Below are 21,973 nucleotides of genomic sequence, written 5' to 3' on the forward strand. Positions count from 1 at the left end.
GGTCCTCAGTCGTTGGTGCGGGAGACGGGTGACGGGGTGCCGGCCGCGGACGCCGGGGCGGGATCATGGGTGAGGACGGCCAGGGGCGGCGCGCCGGCCCGGGTGGGCAGCGTGCGTACGGTCATCCCGGACTCGGCGGCGACCTCGCGGAGGCCGAAGGGGGTCCAGCGGTAGGAGTCACGCACCTCGCGCACCACGACGGGTTCGTCGTCCCGGTGGACGCGCCAGGTCGTGTGCAGGCGCATCACCGATGCGTCCTCCTCGTCCGGCGCCCCGGAGAACGACCATTCGTAGCGGTGGTGTCCGGCGCGGGCCGTGGCGAGCCTGGTCTCCGGGAGGGTCAGCGGCGCGTCGAAGCCCATGAGTTCGACGACGACGAGACCGCCGGGGACCAGCCGCTGTCGCAGTCTCTCCCAGAGCCTGTGGCGCTCGGCGGCGTCGAGGTGTCCGAGCACCCCGCACAGGAGGACGGCGCCGATGCGGTCGGGGAGTTCCAGGTCGGGCGCGGAGTCCGCGGTGACGGTGACCCGGGAGCGCAGGTCCGGGTCGCTGAAGACGCGGCTGGTCAGCACGGCGCGCATCCCGACGGCCGGTTCGGCGGCGATGATCTCCACGTCGGGCCGTGCGCGTGCGACGGCTTCCGTCACCAGCCCCGTACCGGCGCCGATGTCGAGCACCGGACCGCCACCCAGTTCGGCGTCGGCGAGGAGGCCGGCGACGGCGGAGGCGCTCGCGGTCGCGGTGTGCCGTGCGGCGACGAGGTCGAAGAACTCCGCCGAGGGGGTGTAGGGCGCCGCTTCCCCGGGGTCACCGGCCGGCGCGGCCCGTCGGGCGGGGACCGCTGCCGGCTCGGGGGCCGGGAAGAGGTCGCCGGCCGACAGGGGGCGCGGAGTCGCCGGCCGGACGATCTCGGGCGGTCCCAGCCGGGCCGCGAGGTCGGACCAGATGCGGCACACGGCGAGGTCGTACTGGCCCGCCCGGAGGGCGTCGCCGCCCAGGGCCGCCGCGTCGCGCAGGCCGTCGAGCGCGCTGCCGATAGCCTGCGGCCACAGGTCGGTGAACACGTTCCGGAACGTCCCGGTGGTCCCGACGACCGCGGTGGTGCCGAGGTCGAGGCCGCCGGTGCCCGGACCGTCCAGGACGAACCGGTGGCCTGGGTCCCTGGTGATGTGCAGCCGGGGACTCCACAGGACGGGCCCGTGGGTGTCGGCCAGGGTGAGGACGCCGCCCTCGGTGCCGATGGAGACGCGGTGCCAGTGCAGTGCGTGGTTGTCCCGGTCGGACGGATCGAGCTCGTGATGCACCCGCAGGGTGACCGGGACCCCGCCGATCACACCCTGGAGGGTACGGAACGGCTGCGGCCCGATGTCCGCGGGCACCGCGGCCGGGTCGGCGAAGCGCCAGGGACGCAGCGTCCCCAGGGCCTGGCCGAGGATGTCCACCATCGGGTGCATCAGGTGGACGGGGGTCGCCGCGTCCACGAAGAGCGGCTTCTGCAGGGTGGTGAGCCTGCGGGCCGCCTCGATGAAGGAACGGACGGGGGCGACGTGCGGATAGTGGGTGTTGAGGCGGTACTGCACTCCACGGCGGCGCGCGTGTTTCAGGCTGTCCGTCAGTTCCGTCAGGTGTACCGGGTGTTCCTGGAGTACGTGGATGCCACGGTCCATGAGCGCCCTGGCCAGCGCCGTGCCCTCTCCCCCGGAGATCGAGGAGCTGACCGCCACGCACGCGGCGTCGATGCCGTCCGGCAGCCGGTCGAGGTCCGTGTGGTGGGGCACACCGGCTTCCTCCGCGTACGCCCGTGAGGCGGCGGAGCCACGGCTGAGGATTCCGGCCAGGACGTATCCGGGCCGCCTCCGGACGGATTCGGCGTAGAAGCGCCCGAAGTTGGTGCCACAGACGAGGACGCGGAAGGGGGCTGCGGCGGTCACAGGACGCCCTCCTCGACCGGCTCGGTGTCCGCCGGTGCGGCGGTGCCGGTGAGCCGCAGCTCACCTGCGCCGCCCGCGCGGAGGTGGCGGACCACGGTGCCGGGGTCGAGCACGTCGCACGCGAAGTGGATGCCCGGAGGCACCGTGGCGTCCAGGACCGCGTCCACTGCGAGCGCCCCGACGGCGGCCGTGAGCCGGTAGCTGCTCGCCGCGCGCAGGGTCATTCCGGCCGTCGCCGGCCGTCCTGAAGCGGTCCCGGCCAGCTCGAAGTCCATGACGTAGTAGGGCGTGCGCCCGGCCAGGTCGAGCTCGGCCGCGAGGATCAGCCGGCGGGCCAGGTCCGCCGGGTCGGCGCCCTCTGCGAGGTGGCCGGGCAGGAGGCCGAGCAGGGAGCGCACCTGGGCGCCCGGGTGGACGTTGTACCAGTCGAGCCGGTCGAGACCCAGGTCGTCGGCGAGGCGTTCGCTCTCACCGCTGAGGTAGGGCTGCGTGGCCACCCGGCCGGGGAATCCGGGCCGTTCGGTGTCCTCGTCGGCACGGAGTGCGCGGGACACCCGCCGGCCGTCCCGGACGGCTGCGAGCGGCTCGCCGTAGGCGGCGCCGTCGGCGCCCCCGGAGGTGAGCGAGAGCATGAGGTCCTGCGCCACGGTGGGCGAGCAGGTCTCCAGGCCGCCGCAGTGCGCGGTGAGGGCGGTGGGCCGGTCGAGTCCCTGCCGGGACAGCCAGCGCGGAAGCAGGCTGGACAGGCCCGGCAGCGCCCCTGCCGACAGGACCACGGTCCGTCCGTCGCGGGCGGGATCGCCGTCCTCACGGAGGTCCTCGGCGGCCGGGTCGTCCCCGGCGACGTCCACGCAGTGCGCTCCGGCGGCGAGCGCGGCCGACGCGACGGTGGCCCGGAGCCGGTAGGTGGGGCCGACGCAGTTCAGGACGACGTCGCATCCGTCGGCGAAGGCACGCAGGCCGTCCGGTGCCTCGGCGTCCGCCCGCACGATCTCGTCGAGGCCGTGGGGGTTCTGCTCCGCGATCGCGCGGAGCGCCGACGGGGTACGGCCGCCCAGCCGCAGCCCCGTGTGGCCGAGGGCCCGCAGCTCGTGGACCGCTGCCCGGCCCACCGCTCCGGATGCGCCCAGGACGCCGATGAGGGGTCTCTTCGTCATCGGGTGATCGCTCCCTGGGTCAGCTCACCGAGCGTCTTGAGGATGGTGGGGGCGTGTTCGACGGAGAGGCAGCTGTAGTGGTCGCCCCCGATGTCGACGATGTCCAGGTCGCCCAGGGCCAGTTCGTGCCAGTAGGCCGTGACTGCGTCCTTGCTGCCGGGGAACGGGTAGGCCCCGTCGTGCCGAAGGAAGGTGATGTCGCCCGCGTACGGCTCGGCGTCGTACCGGGTGATGGCGAAGACGCTCTGCCGGAAGGCGAGGAACAGCCGTGTCATGTGCTCGGGTTCGTACGTGCCCGCGGATGCGGGGACCGCCTCGCACATCCGCGCGATGCGGGTGGCACGGGGCACCTCGGCCAGGGCCCGGAAGCGGTCCGCCACGTCGGCGAACTCGGCGGGGAGGGCGGCGAGGCCCCCGTCGGGCAGGATCCCGGGACTGCCGGCCAGGACGGCGTCGGCCGCCGCGGCCACCCGGTACTGGTCACCGGGGAAGCCCAGCGCGGCGGGGTCGATGCCCATCATGACGGCGAAGGAGTACTCGGAGAGCAGCTCGTCGTCCAGGCGGAAGCGCGGGCTGTGGCTGCTGATGACGGTGAGGCTCTCCACCTCGGCCCCGGACTCGGCGAGGTTGCGGGCCACTTCGGTGGCGATCAGTCCGCCCAGGCAGTAGCCCACGACGTGGAAGCGGCGTCGGCCGCCCGCTGTCAGGGCGCGTGCGTAGTCGGCGGCGAGCTGCTCGATGAGTCCCTCGGGCGGGGCGGCGAGGAAGCCGTTCAGATCGGGGACCTCCACGCCGACCACCTCTGCGAGCCCCGGGGAGCGCCGCCTGATCTCGGTGATCAGCGCCCGGTACGGCATGATCGTGGCGGTTCCGGCGTGCACGAGCACGGTCGTCGGTTCGTCGGAGGCCCGGGCACCGTGCAGGTGGATGACGGGATCGGTGCGTATCGCGGTCCCGTCCCCGGGTGTCTCCTCCTCGCCGGTCAGTCCGCGCAGGAATCCGGCGAGACCTGCCACGGTGGGGCGGCGGAGCATGTGGCGCAGGACGACCTCCCATTCGAGTTCCGCGGCCTGCGGTACGCGGTCGCGCAGCTGGGCCACCATGCGGGCGACCAGCAGGGAGTCCCCGCCCAGGGCGAAGAAGTCGTCGTTCCTGGTGACGTGTTCGACCGCCAGGAGCTCCGCCCAGAGTCCGGCCAGGCTGTTCTCCAGGCCGTCCATCGGCCGCTCGTCCACCACCGGCTTCTCCGTCTCACGGGGCAGCCAGCTCCGCAGCAGCGACCGGTCGGTCTTGCCGTTGGCGGTGCGGGGCAGCGTGTCGACGACCTGCCAGACGGTGGGGAGCATGTAGTCGGGCAGGCGGGTGGCCGCGCCGCGTGCCAGCTCGCCCACGGGCACGTGGTGCCGGTCGTCCTTCATCGTCGCGAGGAACACCTCCTGTCCGGTGGCGGTCAGCGGGTCCTCCGGATCCGGCAGTGACACCACGTCCGTCGCCCCGTGCCGGTCCAGGAGTTCCCGCCACTGCGTGTGGGTGAGGAAGGACTGGCCGGTGTGCGCGCGTACGTCGGTCCAGGTGTGTCCGGCGACCTCGAGGAACTCCATGGAGACCAGCAGCGGACAGTTCTCGTCGCGGGTGTTCTCGACGAACACCAGCTGCCCACCGGGAACCAGCAGTTCACGCAGCCGTCCCACCGCCGCGTCCGCGTCGGCGGCGGCGTGCAGGGTGTTGGCGCACACCACGACGTCGAAGGTGTTGGGGAGGAAGCCCTGTTCGCGTGGGTCCTCGTCCACGTCGAAGCGCCTGTAGCGCACCCAGCCGTGGTCCGCGAAGCGTTCGCGTGCCTCGTTGAGGAAGAAGGCCGAGGCGTCCGTGAAGAGGTAGTCCACCCCGTACTCGGCGAGTACGGGCACCAGTTCGCCCGTGGTGCCGCCGACGCCTCCGCCCACCTCCAGCACCCGCAGCCGTTCCTCACCGGTGTGCGCGGCGGCGGTCTCGCGGAGCGCGGCGACGACGGCGCGGTTGAGGTGCCGGATGGCGAGGTTGTCGCGGTAGGCGGCGTCCGCCGCGTCCAACGCGGCGCCGGGGAAGAGGAGTTCCCTGATGCCGGTGTCCCCTGCGATCAGCTCGGGCAGGCGGCCGGTGCAGGTGCGCATGACGGTGAGCAGCTCGGTGCTCCACCCGACCTCTTGTTCCAGTTCCCCGGCGCGCCGCCATCTCCGTTCCAGCTCGGACCCGGGGATGCCGGCGAGTCCGCTGTAGGTGTCGTCGGCGTCGTGGTGCGTCAGCAGCCCGCGTCCGGCCAGGGCGCGCAGCCAGCGCCGCACGATGTGGCGGTGGCGGGGGGTGGAACGCAGGGCGGTGCCGACGTCGTCCGCCGTGTGCGCGGCGCCGTTCCCGAAGAGCCCGGCCGTCAGGAGCACGCGTGTCATCTCCGCGAGCGCGACGTCGTCCAGGGCGTCGAGGAAGGCCTTCAGCTGTGCGGGGTCCACGGCCCGGGACGCTTCGCGTACGGCTTCGGCGGCCGCCTTGTGGATGCCGTCGGTGCTGCCCGACCGCGCCTGCCGGCCGTCGTCGCGGCGGGCCGTCTCGACGAAGGCGGCGAGGCGTCGGCCGCCGGAGGCCGAGTCGTCGACGACGACTGCGCCTGCGGCCACGGCCGGGTGGGCCTGCACGGCCGCTTCGACCTCGGCGAGTTCGACCCGGTAGCCACGGATCTTCACCTGGGCGTCCTCGCGGCCGAGGAACTCGATGGTTCCGTCGGGGAGGTAACGCCCGAGGTCGCCGGTGCGGTAGATCCGCTCACCGCTGACGGGGTGTTCGATGAACCGCTCGGCGGTGCGTGCCTCGTCGCCGAGGTAGCCCATGGCCACTCCCGCTCCGGAGATGTAGAGCTCGCCCGGGACCCATTCGGGCCGTGGGCGCGACTGCTGGTCGAGCACGGCGAATCCCTGGTTCGTCAGGGGCTTGCCGTAGGGGATGCTCGGGCGGGCGGTGTCCACCTCGCCGACGGGGTGCGCGATGGACCAGATGGACCCCTCGGTCGCGCCGCCGAGGGAGATGACCTGGAGGCCCGGGAGGACGGCACGGGCCTCGGCGGGGAGGGTGACCGGGACCCAGTCGCCGGAGACGAGGGCCAGCCTGGGTGTGCTGTCCTCGTCGGAGGGGGGTTCGGCGCGGAGCCAGTCGCACAGCATGTGCAGCTGGCCGGGCACGGAGTTCCACACGGTGACGCCGAAGTCCCGGACGAGTTCCGCCCAGTGCGAGGGGTCGCCGCGCCGCTCGGCCAGGGGCAGGACGAGTGTGGCGCCCACCGACAGCGGGCCGAACAGGTCGTAGACGGAGAGGTCGAAGCTCAGCCCCGCGATGCCGAGGACGCGGTCCTGGGCGGTGACGGCGTACCTGCGGTTGATGTCCTGGACGGTGTTGAGGGCGGCGCGGTGACTGATCATCACGCCCTTGGGCGTGCCTGTGGAGCCCGACGTGTAGATGACGTAGGCGAGTTCGTCGGGGTGGCGGGTCGCGTGGGGCGTCCTGGCCGGGGCGTCCTCCGGCAGCAGGTCGAGGGTGAGGGCGGACACGTCCGGCGGGAGGTCGTCGGCCTCGGCGAGCCAGGACTGTGTCAGGACCGTGCGTACGGCGGCGTCCGCCAGGATCGTGTCCCGGCGGGCCGGCGGCTGGGCCGTGTCGACGGGGAGGTACGCGCCGCCCGCGATGAGGACGCCGAGCACGGCGACCGCCTGTTCCCACCCCTTGTCCATCCAGATGGCCACCGGCTCGCCCGGCCGCAGCCCGGACTCCTCCAGCGCGCCGGCCAGGGCGTTCGCCCGGGCGACGAGCTGCCGGTAGGAGAGGGCCAGTTCCGGTGTCCGGACCGCGATGGCGTCCGGGGTGGCCTCGGCCTGGGCGAGCACGGGTGCGTGGAGCAGGGTGTCCGGCAGCGGCCCCGCGGTGGCGTTCACCTCGGCCCTGCGTGCGGTCTGGACCGCGGGGAGCTCGACGCGGGCCGGTTCGTCCCAGGCCGCCTCACCGGCGGCTCCTTCGCCCGACAGCAGGCGCACCAGGCCGGCGTAGGCGGCGAACATGTCCTCGGCGACCGCGCCGCTGAGCGCCCCGTCACGTACGTCCCAGGAGAGGCTCAGGGCGTCGCCCCGCCGCATGACCTGGCAGTCGAGCCACACCTGCGGCGTCTGGGTCGCGGCGTACGTCACTTCCGGGGGCACACCGTCGGCGGTGGCGCCGGAGCCGAGGGCGCTGGTGAAGACGACCGGCATGAGGACCGGCGCCCCGGCCCTGCGGGAGAGCTCGGCCAGCACCTCGGACCCGGTGTAGAGGGGGTGGCTCAGGTCTTCCAGGAGCTGGGCCCCGAGGGTTGCGGCCCGGTCACCGAAGGACGCCGGTGCGTCGAGGTCCACGGCCAGGAGTTCGAGCGAGGTGAAGTCGCCGACGAGCCGGCCGATGTCCTCGTGCAGGGCGGGACGGTCCACCGTCGGCACGTTGAGGGTGAACCGGGTGGTGCGCGACCAGCGGCCGACGGTCTCGGCGTACGCGGTGAGCAGGGCGGCCGACACGGTGAGCCCGCGTCGTGCCGCCCGTTCGGTGAAGCGTTCCCGGGCGGAGGAGGGGAGGAGGTGCTCCAGCCTGGTGAAGCTGACGGCGTCACCGGTCGGGGTGTGCTCCGCCTTCGGTTCCCAGGCTTCCGCGAGGGGCAGTTCGGGAGCGGGCGGGAGCGCGTCGAGCCGGTCCGTCCAGTACGCGCGGTCCCGTGAGTACGCGGCGCCGTCGGTGAGGGCGCGTCGCGCCAGGACGTAGTCGCGGAAGGAGATGCGGGGTGCCTCGGACAGTGCGGAGCCGCTGTAGGAGGTCTGGAACTCGGCGAGGAGGATCCGCAGGCTGGCGTGGTCGACGACGAGCATGTCGAAGGACAGGTGGAGCACGGCGCGCGTACCGGTCAGGCTCGCGTGCACGTCGAACAGCGGCAGGCGGTCGGTGGGCTTCCGGCGTACGGACATCCGCGCCCTGGTGCGCGCCACGGCCGCTTCGGCCTCCCCGTCGGGGAGGTGGAGCAGGTCATCGACGGTCACGTCCGGTGCGGGAGCGTCGGGCAGCACCTGCTGGTAGCCGTCGCTGTGGATGACGGCGCGCAACATGTCGTGCCGCTGGACCAGTCCGTGCCATACGGCGGCGACGCGTTCCACGTCGAGTTCGCTGTACTCCAGCTCGACGTAGGCGTGACAGCCGATGCCTCCGTAGGCGTAGGCGTCGGTGCGGCCGATGAGGTAGGCCGCCTGGATGTCCGTCAGCGGAAAGGGTTCGTGGCGGCCGGCCTCGTCGCTCCGCAGGACGGCGTCATCCGCCTCCAGGTGGTGCAGGATCGCTTCCTTGTGGGTGCGCAGGGCGGTCCGGAGTCCGTCCGTGAGGCGGCCCTGCGGTGCGCGGAAGCGGAGTTGTCCGTCCTGAGCCCACAGGTGCACGCCCTCGTCGGCGCAGCGGGCCAGCAGTTCAGCGGGATTCACAGTTCTCCTGTTTCGTAGACGGTCGTGTCGGCGGCGAGCGTGCGGGTGATGTCCGCGCCGAGGGCGGCGATGGTCGGGGCGGCGTACAGGCGCCGGGCCGGCACGGCGACCCCGAGCCGGCGTTCGACCGCGCCGACCAGGCGGAGTGCGGAGAGGCTGTCCCCGCCGATCGTGAAGAAGTTGGCGTCGCGGTCCGGTACGTGGCCGGGCAGGTGTTCCTGCCACAGCTCCGCGAGTACCGTCTCGACCTCGCCCCGGGGCGGTTCGGCGCCGGTGACGGTGGTCTCCTGCCCGGCCGTGCGGGCCAGGGCGTTCCGGTCCACCTTGCCGTTGCCGGTGAGCGGCAGGGCCGGCAGCGGCAGCACCCGGGAGGGCACGGCGTAGGCGGCCAGACGCTCGGCGAGCCAGGCGGGGAGGGAGTCGGTGACGGCGTCGGCGGCCTCGGCCCCGCGCGGTACGACGAAGGCGACCAGGCGTCGGGCGGTGCGCTTCCCGGCCGCGACCACCGCGGCGCGCGCCACGTCGGGGTGCGCTTCGAGGGCGGCCTCGATCTCACCTGCCTCGATGCGGTGGCCCGCTATCTTCAGCTGGCTGTCGATGCGGCCGAGGAACTCCAGCGTCCCGTCGTCCCGGTACCGCCCGAGGTCACCCGTGCGGTACCAGCGCCGGCCGTCGCGCACGACGAACTTCTCCGCCGTGCGGTCCGGGTCCGACAGGTAGCCGCGGGCCAGTCCCAGGCCGCCGATCCACAGCTCTCCGGGGGTCCAGTCGGGGCAGTCCCGCCCCGTCGGGTCGACGACCCGGTAGTCCTGCCCGGTCAGGGGCCTCCCGTACGGGATGGAGGCCCAGGCGGGGTCGACCTCGTCGACGGTCAGGGTGTTCGACCAGATGGAGGCCTCCGTGGCACCGCCCATGGCGACGAACTCGCAGGGGCGCGCGGTCCGGTCCTTCAGCCGGCCGGGGAGGTCGAGTCCGATCCAGTCCCCGGAGACCAGTGCGGTACGCAGGCCCCGGATGCCCCCGCTGCCGGGCGCTGCCCGCTCGTCGGCGTCGAGCAGCAGGTCGAGCAGGGCCGGCACGGTGTTCCACACCGTCACGTCGTGGCGGGCCACCAGGGCGGGCCAGCGCCCCGGTTCGCGGCGCAGTTCCTCGGTGGGCAGGAGCAGGGAACCGCCGACCGACAGCAGCCCGAAGACGTCGTAGACGGACAGGTCGAAGTCGAGTGCCGAGAGGGCGAACACCCGGTCGTCGGGGCCGATGCCGTGGCGGGCCCCGATGTCGGCGACGGTGTTCCAGGCGGCGGCGTGGGTGATCTCGACGCCCTTGGGCTCACCGGTCGACCCCGACGTGAAGATGACGTAGGCGAGTGCGTCGGGGCCGACGTCCCGGTGGGCCGGCAGCGGCGGGTACGCCTGTGTGTCCTGGAAGGACAGCACACGGGGGGCCGCCGGGTCCCCGGGACCGGGCGGGGCCGGCCAGTCCCCGAGCACGAGCCGGAAGCCGGCCGTGGCGCGTACCCGTTCCAGCCGGGCGGAGGGCTGTTCGAGACCGAGCGGCACGTAGGCGGCACCGGCCGCGACCACCCCCAGGACGGCGGCTGTCTGTTCCGGGCCCTTGGGCAGGGTGACGGCGACCAGGTCGCCCTCGCCCACGCCGGCGGCCACCAGGGCGGCAGCCGTACGCAGGGCCTGCTCGGCCAGCGGACCGTAGCCGGTGGCCGTGCCGTCCACGGTGACCAGGGCCGTCCGGCCGGGGCCTGTCCGGGCGTGTGCGAAGAAGGCTTCGTGCAGGAGGGCGGGGGCCGGCTGGACCCGGCGTGCCTCCAGCGCGGCGGCCGCGCGCCGCTCCCGCTGCGCGGCGGGCAGCGGATCGGGCAGGGGGTCCGCCCAGTCCTGCGTCACCAGGTGGCGCAGCAGTCGGGTGTGGGCGGCGAACATGGCGTCGAGGGTGCCTTCGGTGAACAGTTCCTCGACGGCGTCCCAGGTGACGACGAGCGCTCCGGACTCCTCGGTGACCTGGTTGTCCAGGCAGACCTGCGGGGACTGGGAGATGCCCCAGATCTTCGCGGGGAAGCCGCTGCCGGGGTCGGCGAGGGACGCGTCGCCCACGCCCACGGCGCTGGTGAACACCACGGGTGCGGCGGATTCCACGGTCCCGGAGCGTCGGCCGAACTCCCGCAGCAGCCAGTCGACCGGCACGTCCCTGTGGTCGAGGTCCTCGGCCTGGCGTCGCTGGAGGGCGAGTGCGGAAGCCGGCCAGCCCTGCTCCTCACGGGTGTACCCCGCCAGGGAGAGCGAGGTGAAGTCGCCCAGCACCCGGTGGATATGAGGGTGTACGTCTCGCCGGTTGAAGAGGGTGAGTGTGACGGTGACGGCGTCGGTCCCGCTCCAGGCCGCCAGCACCTCGCAGTACAGGGCGAGGAGGACGGTGGAGGGCGTCAGGCCGTGACGGGCGGCGCCCGCCTTGAGTGCCTGCCAGTCCGCAGGATCCAGCCGCAGCCGTCGCCGCGTGAAGGAGGGGGCTCCGAGCGTCGCCGGATCGCGCACCAGGGGCAGTGCGGGACTCGGGGGCAGTCCGGCGAGGCGGCCCTCCCAGTGGGCGCGGGCCCGCCCGGCCGCACCGGGGTCGGCGGGGAGCTGGGTGAGGTAGTCGCGGAACGACACGTCGACCGGGGGGAGTTGGGTGTCGGGGTCGGCGTAGAGCGCGTTGAGTTCGGCGTAGAGCGTGGTGATGGACAGCGCGTCGAGGACGAGGTAGTCGAGGCCGATGCCGAGACGGGTCCTGGTCGTGCCCGTGGCGTCCGGGTAGCGGACCGCCCCGAGCGCGAACAGCGGCCACCGCGCGGGGTCACGCACCTGCTGCGCCAGACGTTCACGCAGGCGGGCCAGGGCCTCGGGGGCTCCTTCGAGGTCCACGTCCTCGGCGGGGATGCGCGGGGCCGGGACGTCGGGGAGGACGCGCTGGGTTCCGTCGGTGACGACGGCGCGCAGCATGCCGTGCCGTTCGACGAGCGTCCGCCAGGCCCGTTCCATCCGGTCGAGGTCGACGTCCGTGCCGTCGAACTCGCTGTAGTGCCAGGTACCGACGCCGCCGAGGGTGAAGCCCGGATCGCGGCCGGTGTGGTAGGCGGCCTGTACGTCGGTCAGCGGGAAGGGTTCGTGGGCGTGGGCGGGGTCGGGCAGGAGGACCTGGCCGGCCGTGCCGTGCTCGTCGGTCGCCGTCGCGGGGCGCAGGGTCGCGCAGAAGTCGCGGAGCACCGGGTGGGTGAAGAGGGCGGCGACGCGCGCGCCGGTGAGTCCCGCGGCGCGCAGCCGGCCGATCATGCGGGTGGCGACGAGCGAGTCACCGCCCAGCCGGAAGAAGCTGCTGTCCCGGCCGATGCCGTCGACGCCGAGGAGCGTGGACCACTCGGCCGCGACGGTGGTCTCCACCGGTCCGAGCGGTGCGCGGGTGCGTACGGTGTCCTCACCCACGGCGTCGGTCAGGAGCCGGCGCACCGCGGTGCGGTCGAGCTTGCCGTTGGCGGTCAGCGGCAGGTCGGGGAGGACCAGGACCGGGTCCGGGACCATGTGGGCCGGCAGCCGTTCGGCGGCCCGTGCCCGGACCGCGTCGGCGGTGGGCTGTTCCGTGGTCCGCGCGGAGACGGCGGCGGCGAGCCGCCGGACGGGGGTCTCCAGGACCGTGGCGACCGCGTGCCGGACGGTGGGGTCGTCCTCGAGGGCCGACTCGACCTCGCCCAGCTCGATGCGGTGGCCGCCGATCTTGACCTGGTGGTCGGCGCGTCCGAGGAACTCCAGGATGCCGTCCGGCCGGTAGCGTGCGAGGTCGCCGCTGCAATACCAGCGCTCGCCGTCGTGTTCGACGAAGCGTTCGGCGGTGCGCTCGGGGTCCGACCGGTAGCCGGCCGCCACGCCCCGCCCGCCGACCCACAGTTCCCCGGCCACGAAGTCTGGGCGGTCACGTCCGCGGCCGTCGACCACGCGGGCCTTCGTGTTGCGCAGCGGCAGACCGTAGGGAACCGACTTCCACGCCGGTTCGGGGGTGTCCACCTCGAAGACGGTCGAGTGCACCGCCGCTTCCGTCATGCCTCCGAGCGCCACGAAGCGGCAGCCGGGGACGAGGGAGCGCAGGCGCTCCGGCTGGTCGAGGCCGACCCAGTCACCGCCGAGCAGGACCATGCGCGGTGAGTCCCCGAGGCCCGTGTCCTCCCCCGCCGTCATCAGCAGGTCCAGCAGGGCGGGTACGCACTGCACCAGGGTCACCCGGTGGTCGCGTACGAGCCGGGCCCAGTGGTGGGCGTCCCTGCGGTGCTCCTGTCCGACCGCGACGACCTGGCCGCCGACGGAGAGGGGGGTGAAGATGTCCCAGGTGGCGAGGTCGAAGTCCAGGGCGGAGATCGCGAGTGTGCGGTCGTCGGGCCCGAACCCGAACTGGTCCTCCATCGCCTCGACGGTGTTGACGACGGCACGGTGCGGGACCTCGACGCCCTTGGGCAGCCCCGTCGAGCCGGAGGTGAAGAGTACGTAGGCGGGCAGCTCGGCATCCGGGTGGGCGACCTGTCCGGGGGCCTCCGCCAGGGCGTCCTCGATGAGGAGGACGGGTGCGGACGGGACGTCCGCGCACAGGTGGCGGTGGGCCCGGTCGGTGAGTACGGCGGCCGGGGCGGCGACGGCGTGGATGCGTGCACGCCGCACTGCGGGCTGTTCCACTCCCACGGGCGCGTACGCGGCACCGGCGGCCAGCACTCCGAGCACGGCGGTGATCTGGTCGGCGCCCTTGGGCAGGGTCACCGTGACGGTGTCGCCCTCGCCCACGCCGTGGCGGCGCAGCAGAGCGGCCACCTGGCGTGCGTGGTGGGCGAGTCGGCCGTACGTCACACGGTCGCCGTCCTCGCGGACGACGGCGGTCCGCGACGGAGCGTCCTCGGCGTGGCGGAAGAAGCGGGTGTGCAGGGCGCGGTCCGGCCGGGCGGTCGGCGGCAGCGACGCCACCGCGCGCCGGGGCAGGACGTCGGGGCCGAGGAGGGCGCCCACGGGCCGGGTCCAGGTGGTGGGGTCCGTGACGAGGTCGGTGACCAGTCGCCGGTAGGCGTCGAAGGCCGCTTCGGGGACCCCGGGTTCGAACAGGCCGTCGCGGACGTCCCAGTTGAGGAGGAAGCCGCCGTCGAGCTCGGTGACCTGGGCGTCCAGGAAGACCTGCGGACCCTGGGAGATGATCCAGACGGGCCGGCCGAAGGACTTCTGGACGTCCTGCTCGAAGATCTCGCCGAGTCCGATGGCGCTGGTGTAGACGACGGGCGCGAGCACCGGGGCCCCTTGGAGGCGCGCGAGGTCGCGCAGGACCTCCACACCGCTGTAGGAGCCGTGGGCTATGCCGGCCCGGAGTCCGTCCTGGAGTTGCCTCGCCTGACGGACGAAGGGCAGCGGGGCGCTCATGTCCGCGTCGAGCAGGACCGAGCTGCTGAAGTCGCCCACCAGCCCGGCCACCTCGGGCGTGTACATCTCGCGGTCGAAGAGCGGAAGGTTCAGCAGGAACCTCTGGCTGCCGCTCCAGGCGGCGATGACTTCGGCGAAGGCGGTGGCGAGGGCGGCGGCGGGGGTCACTCCGTGGTGGCGGGCACGGCCGACCAGGGCGGCCTTGGCCTCCGGGCCGAGCAGGTGGTGCAGTCGCCGGGAGTGGGTGAGGGCGTCGTCACCGGTGTGTACGGGAGTGAGGGGATCGACGGTGGTCGGCAGCCGTGGTGCGCCCGGCAGTTCGCCCAGCCGTTCCCGCCACCAGGCCGCGTCCTGCTCGCGTTCGGTTCCGCGTCCGCGTTCGCGCTCGGTGAGGTAGTGGCGGTAGTCGAGGCCGAGTTCGGCGGGCGGGCTCCCGGGGGACTCGTAGAGGTCCCTGAGATCGGACAGCAGGACCCGCAGGCTCAGCGCGTCCCCGGCCATCATGTCGAGGTCGAGTTGCAGACGTGTCTCCCCGCCCGGAAGCAGACACAGGGCGACCCGGAAGACGTCGCCCTCGGCGAGGTCCGCGCGGGCGTGGGTGTTGTGTTCACGCATCCGCTCCAGCTCGGTTCCGGCCTCGTCGGCGGTCAGCGCCCGCAGATCGTGGACCGTGAGCCCCGCGTGCGTCTCGCCGTAGCTCTGGTGGCCCTCCTCGTCGAAAACGGCCCGCAGCATCCCGTGCCGGCGTACGAGCGCCTTCAGCGCGGTGTCCAGGCGGGCGGGATCGACGTCGCCGCCGTCGAGTTCGACGTAGAAGTGGGCGGCGACGCCGCCGAGCGGCTGACCGTCCTGTCGGCCGATCCAGTAGGCGTGCTGCATCGTCGCCAGCGGGAACGGCCCCGCTTCCTCAGCGGGCGGGCCGGCGGGCGACGTGACCGGCACGGGCCGTGCGCCGCTCCCGTTCTTCTCCCCGACCAGGCGGGCCCAGGCGCGCAGCGTGGGCTCGTTCGCGAGGTCCTGGAACGTGACGGTGCTGCCTCCCCGGCGCCACTCGCCGGCGAGGGCCATCAACGTCAGCGAGTCCAGGCCGAGTTCGTAGAGGTCACGGTCGCCGTCCAGCTCCTGGGGAGCCAGCTGCAGCGCGCGTGCCACCGCCTCGCGCACCTCGGCGGGTTCGTCGCTCACTGATGGGGGTCCTTCCAGACGGAGAGGTGGTTCCGGTCTTCCTGGCGATCTCCTGGCCAGGGCCGACAACCCAGATGGAAATGATTATCATTTCTAACGCGTATCTTAACCATCCGAACCTCTGTGCGCCAGCACCTGACGCCCAGTGACGAGAGGCAGAAGTCATGACCGAGGCACGACCGGGCTGGTCAGCAGCCGAATCGGAGCGTTACCGGAGCGCCGGGTACTGGGCGGGAGTGACCTTCGGCGCAGCCCTGCGCGACTGGGCCGCCACCCGTCCCGAGAGCGTCGCGCTGGTCGACGGGGACCGGCGCTGGACCTACGCGGCGCTGGACGCCGAAGCGGACCGTGTCGCGCGCGGACTGCGCGGACTGGGCCTGGGCAGAGGGGACAAGGTGGTGGTCCAACTGCCCAATTGCGCCGAGTTCGTGCTGATCTGGTTCGGCCTCCAGCGTCTGGGGGCGGTCCCCGTGCACGCCATGCCCGGGCACCGGCGTACGGAGATCGGCCACCTCGTGCGCGCCTCCCGGGCCGCGGCCTGCGTCGTACCCGACCGGCACGCGCGCTTCGACCATCGCGAGCTGATGCGGGAGGTGCTCGCCGACGAGGAGGGCGGGGGCTCCCTGCGCCATGTCGTCGTGGTCGGGGATCCGGGACCGCACGAGGAGTTCGTCCGGTTCGAGGATTTGCGCAGCGGCGACGGGACGGACCCCCTGCCCGACGACGGCGGCGCCGGTCCCGGTGACCTCGCCCTGCTCCTGCTCTCCGGAGGTACCACGGGGCTGCCCAAGCTCATTCCGCGGACGCACGACGACTACGGCTACAACGCCCGCGCCGCCGCCGAGGTCTGCGCGTTCGGCCCCGGCACGGTGTATCTGGCGGTCCTGCCGGTCGCCTTCAACTTCACGCTGGCCTGTCCCGGCGTACTCGGGGCCCTCTTCGGCGGCGGGACCGTGGTGATCTCGCCCGATCCGAGTCCGCAGACGTCGTTCGCGCTCATCGAGCGCGAGGGGGTGACCGTCACCTCGCTGAGCCCGCCGCTCGTCCCGTACTGGATGGACGAGGCGGCCACGGGTCTGTCGGACATCAGCAGCCTCGCCGTGGTCCAGGTCGGCGGGGCGCGACTGCCCGACGACCTCGCCCGCCGGCTGGGACCCGCGCTCGGCGTGACGGTGCAGCAGGTCTTCGGCATGGCGGAAGGTCTGATCAACCTCACGCGGCTCGACGATCCCGTGGAGCTCGTCTGCTCCACCCAGGGCCGCCCGCTCTCACCCGACGACGAGGTACGCGTCGTGGACCCGGCCGGCGAGCCGGTGCCCGACGGCTCCCCCGGCGAGCTGCTGACCCGGGGCCCGTACACACTGCGCGGCTACCACCGGGCCGAGGAGCACAACCGGACGGCGTTCACCGGGGACGGCTTCTACCGCACCGGGGATCTCGTGCGGCGCCTGCCCTCCGGGCACCTCGTCGTCGTAGGCCGGATCAAGGACCAGATCAACCGCGGGGGCGAGAAGATCGGGGCGACGGAGGTGGAGGAGCAGTTGCTGATCCATCCCGCCGTCACCTCCGCCGCCCTGGTCGGGGTGCCCGACGAGCGCTGGGGTGAGCGCTCGGTCGCCTTCGTCGTGTGCTCGGGGAGCGCACCGGGCGCCCGGGAGCTGGCCGCCTTCCTGAAGGAGCGCGGGCTGGCGGACCACAAGGCCCCGGACGAGGTGGTCGAGGTCCCGCACATGCCCCTGACCGCCGTGGGGAAGATCGACAAGGCGGCGCTGGCCCTGCGGTTGACCCGGGCGTGACGGGTGGGGGGGGAGGCTCCCGCACCCTCCCCCTCCTCCTCGGCTCCTGTGGCCCTACGTGTCGTACGGCTCCCCGCCGCAGCCGACCAGTTCGCGGGTCACGGCGTGCTCCGGCCGCCCGAGGACGCGGTCCGCCGGCCCGGACTCGACCACCCGGCCTCCGGCCAGGACGACGACCCGGTCGGCGAAGCGGGCGGCGGCCGTCAGGTCGTGCGTCACCAGGACGACGGTCAGTCCGAGCGTCCGCCGCAGTGTGCCGAGCAGGGCCAGCACTCCGGCTCCCGTCTCCGGATCGAGTGCCGAGGTGATCTCGTCACACACCAGGACGCGCGGTCCTGCGGCCAACGCCCTGGCCAGAGCGACCCGCTGGCGTTGGCCACCCGACAGCTCGCCCGGCCGGCGCGTCAGCGTCCCGGGGTCGAGGCCGACCAGGTCGAGCAGCCTGACGGCCTCGGCCGCCGCGTCCCCGGCCGGTATCCCCCGGTGCCTCGTCAGCGGTCGCGTCATCGCCGTGCGCACGGATTCGCGTGGGTTGAGCGCGCCGCGCGCGTCCTGGGCGACCAGTTGGACGGCGGCGCCCCCGCCCTCCGGCCGGGTGTCCTCCCGCCAGTCGACGCTCCCCGTCGTGTAGCGGTGCAGACCCACGAGGCAGCGGGCCAGGGTCGTCTTCCCCGAGCCGGAGGGACCGACCACGGCCGTGCAACCACCGCCCTCGACGGTGAGGGACACGCCGTGCAGCACGCTCTCCCGTCCGTGGGCGGCCGACAGCCCTTCGACGGAGAGCAGACCGCCGGCCGGAGGGCCGGAGGGAGCACCGGCCGTCCGGGCCAGCGGGACGGGGGTGGCCGCCGGGATCGGTGCGGTCCGGGGAGCGGCGATCAGGCCGCCCTCCAGCCGGATCACGTCGTCCGCGACGGAGGCGATCCAGGCCGGGTCGTGGCTGACCAGCACCGCGGCTCGCTCGCCCCCGCTCAGCACCTCGGCCAGCAGACGGCGCATCCGGGCGGCCAGCACCGTGTCCAGGCTGCTGGTGGGTTCGTCCAGCACCAGCAGGTCCGGAGAACCCGCCAGTGCGAGGGCCAGGGCCACTCGCTGGGCCTGCCCGCCCGAGAGCTGGTGCGGCAGCCGCCGCCGGAACGCCCGGTCGTCGGGCAGCCGTACGGACCGGAGCAGCGCCCCGGTCTCCTCCGCGGCCTCCTCCGCTCCCGAGGCACCGGCACGCAGCCGCACGGCCTCGGTGATCTGCTTCCCGATGCGCAGGGCGGGGTTGAGGGAGGAGGCGGGGTCCTGGCCCAGGAAGGAGACGACGCGCCCCCGGAGGCGGCGTGCGCCCTGCCGGGTGAACGGGTCGAGACCTGCCACCCGGACCTGGCCACCGCGCTTCTCCAGGCCGGGGCGGACATGGCCGAGCAGCCCGTAGGCGAGGCTGCTCTTGCCTGACCCCGACCGGCCCACCACCCCGAGCACCTGCCCACGCTCGACGGACAGACGGGCGTCGAGCAGGACGGGCGGTCCCCCGGCCGTCGGGCCGATGGTCAGCCCCTCGATCTCGGCGAGCGCGCCGGAGCCCGTCATGCGGCGCCCCTTCCCACGGCGTCGGCCAGTCGGCCGGCCAGCAGGCCGACGCACACGGACAACAGGACGAGCAGCAGGGCGGGTACGAGGAAGGGGGCGAGTGCGAGGGTCGCTCCCGGAAGGTTCTCGCTCACCATGCGCCCCCAGTTGGGCTCCGCCCCGCCCCGCCCGAGGCCGAGGAACCCCGCGGTGGCGGTGAGGTGCAGCGAGGCGATCAGCCGCAGGGCCGCGTCCAGGAGGGCCGGTCCGGCGATGTTGGGCAGTACGTCGTGGCGCAGTACGGCCGCCTTGCTGTCACCGCGCGCCAGCGCGACCTCCACGTAACCGCTGGTGAGGATGGAGTCGGCCGCGGCGCGCAGGACTCTGACGGAGAACGGCGCGGTAGCGAGCGCGACGGCCGCGACCACGGCGGTGTCGCTGCCGGGGAAGCCCGCGGCCAGCACCAGGATCAGCAGGAGGGCCGGCAGCACGGCCAGGGCGTCGACGGCACGGAGCACGAAGGCGCCGAAGCGGGGGGAGACCATGGCGGCCAGGACGCCCGCGGCCACTCCGACGGCACCCGCGAGCACGGTTCCGGCCACGGCGACCACCACGATCGTCCGCCCGCCGCTCAGTACCCGGCTGGTGACGTCCCGGCCCAGCAGATCGGTGCCGAGCAGGAATCCCCCTCCGGGCTGTTGGAAGGGCGCACCCACGGGCTCGTTCGGTCCGTACGGTGCCGTCAGTGGGCCCAGCAGCGCGAGCGCGAGGACGAGCAGCGCCACTCCACCGGTGAGGTAGGGCGGCCGGCGCCTCCGAGCCCGGAGGCCGGCAGGCGTTCGTCGGCCCGGTGCCGTGACTGAGGTCATGCGTCGCGCCTTCCTTGTGCGCCGAGCAGCCGCGCGCAGATGTCACCCAGCAGGAGGATCACCAGCATGACCGCGGCGAGCGCGGTGGCGATTCCCTGGACCATCGGTATGTCCCGTGCGGCCACCGCCAGTTGCAGTTCCCGTCCGATCCCCGGGTAGTCGAAGACGCTCTCCACGACCACACCGGAACCGACCAGCGCCCCGGTGGTGAGGGTGAGTGCCTGCACGGCGGGGCCGGCCGCGTTGGGGAGGATGTGGCGCACCGCGAGCCTGGCCCCTCGGACGCCGTTCAGCCTGGCCGACTCCCCGTAGGGCGTCGCCGCCACCTCCGCGACGGACACCCGGAACAGCCTGGTGGCGACGGCCAGACCGACCGCACCGAGGGTCAGCACGGGCAGGACGAGTGCGCGTGGCACATCGAGCGGTGTACCGCCCAGGGGAATGAGGGAGACCCGCGGCAGGATCTGGAGCTGGACGGCGAGGACCGCGATCAGCAGCGACGCCAGCACGAACTCGGGTATCCCCGCGACCGCGTGCATGGCCTTCGAGGTCCAGCGGTCCGCGACCCCGCCCCGCAACCCGGTCCAGAGACCGAGCAGCGCGGCGAGAGGCGCGGTGCAGGCGAGGGTCAGCCCGGCCAGCAGCAGGCTGTTGGGCAGCCGTGTGGCGAGCACGTCGACGACCGGCCGGTGTCCGACGAATCCGGTCCCCAGGTCTCCCCCGAGGGCGCCGACCGCCCAAGACGCGTACCGCTCGGCCACGGACCGGTCCAGGCCGAGGGCCGCGCGGACCTCGGCGCGTTCCGCCGGTGAGGCGTCCACCCCTGCCACCGCGCTGACCGCGTCCCCCGGCAGCACCGCCGTGATCGCGAAGATCACGGCCGACAGCAGCACCAGCAGGACGGCCCCGCCCGCGAGCCGGCGGCCGGCGAAGAGGAGCAGACTCACGCCAAGGACGCCTGGGAGAAGCCCGGGAACTGCTCGAAGAGGTCGTCCCTGATCCCGCTGACGCCCTTGGCCTGTGCGTTGAGGTTCGGCTTGAAGACGGGCAGCACCTGGTTCCCCTCCTCCCAGCGCTCGCGCTGCGCCCGGGTGCCCAGCTTCCGGGCCTCGGTCCCGTCGGGCTGGGCGCGGGCCGTCGACACCAGGGCGTCGACCTCGGCCTGCTTCCAGCCGAAGGCGGACGGCGACCCGCCCGCCGTGCTCATCTGATAGGTCGACAGCGCGGGGATCGGCATCTGGTAGGAGGCCGCGAGCGGCAGCTTGCTGTACGCCGCGAAGTCCGCGTAGAGCTGGCCGGCGGGCAGTTCACGGACCGACGCCCGGACTCCCGCCTTCTTCAGGTCCTCGACGTACAGGGTGGCCATCTCCACCATCCCGGGTGTCTCGGGGCCCGTGGTCAGCACGACCTCCACCCCTTCGGCCCCGGCCGCCTTGAGCAGTTTCCGGGCCCTGTCCGGGTCGTAGGCGCGCTGGGGCACGTTCTCCGCGTAGTCAGGGAATCCGATGGACGGCAGGTCGTTCCCCACCACCGCGTCCCCGTGGAACACCGTCCTCACCATCGCCTCACGGTCCACGGCCAGCTTGAACGCCTCCCGCACCCGCGGGTCGTCGAAGGGCGCGGCGCTCATGTTCATCTGGAACGACAGCCCCACCAGGTACGGACTCCTCGTGGGCGCGATCTCGATGTTCCCGTTGTCCGCGAGGGTGCGCGCGGTGACCGGCGCGAGGTCATGGGCGAAGTCGATCTCACCGCTGGTGAGCGCACCGGCGCGGGCCGTCGAGTCCGCGATGGACCGGAGTTCCAGCCCGTCGAGGTGGGGCACGTGACCGTAGTGCTCGTCGTAGCGCGTGAAGGCGGAGCCCTGGCCGGGGGTGAACTCGCCGAGCCGGAAGGGTCCGCAGCTGGGCATGCCCTGGGCGAAGCGCCGTGTGCCGTCCTTGACGACCAGGAAGTTGCCCTGGCACAGGATCATGCGGCCGTCGGCTATGGGCCGGAGCGTGGGCAGTACGACCTTGAGGTCGCCGTCCGCGCGGGCGGCGGCGAGGTCGAAGTTCATGGCGGCCAGCTTGTACACGGGCAGCATGCTCCTGCCCGCGAGCGCGGACAGGGAGTGCAGGATGTCGGCGGAGGTCAGCTTCGATCCGTCGGTGAAGCGGACACCGGGCCGGACGTGCAGGGTGTACGTGGACAGGTCGGCGGATATGTCGATCCCCTTGAGCACGCCGTAGCGGACGCCGTCGGGGGCGGAGGGGTCGAGGTTCCCGAGGGTGCCGTGCCAGGCACGGGCCCGGACCAGGTCCAGCGACGAGGGGCCGTTGAAGAAGTCGAGCGTCTCGGAGGCACCGCCCCCGACGAAGGCCGCCCGCAGCGTGCCGCCCGTACGGGGTGAGGATCCACCGCCCGGCTTCCCGGAGGTGGCGGGGTCGTCGGTCGAGCATGCCGCCAGCAGGCCGGGGCCCACTGCCAGGGCCGCGGCTCCCGTGGCGCTGCGGCGCAGGAAGGCACGGCGGTCGAACGGTCTGGACATGCG

9 protein-coding genes are annotated in these 21,973 nt (G+C 73.4%); 1 reads left to right on the forward strand and 8 read right to left on the reverse strand.

What is annotated here, in order from left to right; genetic code table 11:
- Positions 1-5 precede the first annotated feature (5 nt).
- Genes ABT001_RS02860 through ABT001_RS02875 form a run of 4 tightly spaced genes read right to left on the reverse strand, consistent with a single transcriptional unit; the run spans position 6 to position 15,221 of the window.
- On the reverse strand, positions 6-1,931 hold the full coding sequence (locus tag ABT001_RS02860; protein ID WP_351271313.1) for a Gfo/Idh/MocA family oxidoreductase: 1,926 nt from the start codon (positions 1,929-1,931) through the stop codon (positions 6-8).
- On the reverse strand, positions 1,928-3,088 hold the full coding sequence (locus ABT001_RS02865) for a saccharopine dehydrogenase NADP-binding domain-containing protein (protein WP_351271316.1): 1,161 nt from the start codon (positions 3,086-3,088) through the stop codon (positions 1,928-1,930). The genes ABT001_RS02860 and ABT001_RS02865 overlap by 4 nt, the downstream gene beginning before the upstream one ends.
- The gene (locus ABT001_RS02870; RefSeq protein WP_351271318.1) at positions 3,085-8,601 is read right to left on the reverse strand and encodes a non-ribosomal peptide synthetase; all 5,517 of its coding nucleotides are present in this window, start codon (positions 8,599-8,601) and stop codon (positions 3,085-3,087) included. The genes ABT001_RS02865 and ABT001_RS02870 overlap by 4 nt, the downstream gene beginning before the upstream one ends.
- Positions 8,598-15,221 carry a non-ribosomal peptide synthetase gene (locus ABT001_RS02875; RefSeq protein ID WP_351271321.1) on the reverse strand — a complete coding sequence of 2,208 codons (6,624 nt, stop codon included), beginning with the start codon at positions 15,219-15,221 and terminating at the stop codon, positions 8,598-8,600. Before ABT001_RS02875 ends, ABT001_RS02870 begins: the two co-directional genes overlap by 4 nt.
- A gap of 164 nt (positions 15,222-15,385) precedes the next feature.
- On the opposite strand from ABT001_RS02875, the gene ABT001_RS02880 reads away from it, so the two are divergent.
- Positions 15,386-17,017: a (2,3-dihydroxybenzoyl)adenylate synthase gene (locus ABT001_RS02880; protein ID WP_351271324.1), complete on the forward strand. Its 1,632-nt coding sequence runs from the start codon at positions 15,386-15,388 to the stop codon at positions 17,015-17,017.
- Between the two features lie 54 nt (positions 17,018-17,071).
- Here ABT001_RS02880 and ABT001_RS02885 read toward each other — a convergent pair whose 3' ends face one another.
- From ABT001_RS02885 to ABT001_RS02900, 4 genes are read right to left on the reverse strand one after another with little or no spacing between them, the layout of a single operon-like run.
- Positions 17,072-18,592: an ABC transporter ATP-binding protein gene (locus ABT001_RS02885; protein WP_351271327.1), complete on the reverse strand. Its 1,521-nt coding sequence runs from the start codon at positions 18,590-18,592 to the stop codon at positions 17,072-17,074.
- On the reverse strand, positions 18,589-19,440 hold the full coding sequence (locus ABT001_RS02890; RefSeq protein WP_351271329.1) for an ABC transporter permease subunit: 852 nt from the start codon (positions 19,438-19,440) through the stop codon (positions 18,589-18,591). Before ABT001_RS02890 ends, ABT001_RS02885 begins: the two co-directional genes overlap by 4 nt.
- Positions 19,437-20,387: an ABC transporter permease gene (locus ABT001_RS02895; RefSeq protein WP_351271332.1), complete on the reverse strand. Its 951-nt coding sequence runs from the start codon at positions 20,385-20,387 to the stop codon at positions 19,437-19,439. Before ABT001_RS02895 ends, ABT001_RS02890 begins: the two co-directional genes overlap by 4 nt.
- Positions 20,384-21,970 (reverse strand): ABC transporter substrate-binding protein, encoded by a 1,587-nt coding sequence (locus tag ABT001_RS02900; RefSeq protein ID WP_351271335.1) that lies wholly within the window; start codon positions 21,968-21,970, stop codon positions 20,384-20,386. Before ABT001_RS02900 ends, ABT001_RS02895 begins: the two co-directional genes overlap by 4 nt.
- Positions 21,971-21,973 lie beyond the last annotated feature (3 nt).

Origin of the sequence: Streptomyces sp. NPDC002793 (assembly GCF_040295485.1) — a bacterium.
Lineage (GTDB): Bacteria > Actinomycetota > Actinomycetes > Streptomycetales > Streptomycetaceae > Streptomyces.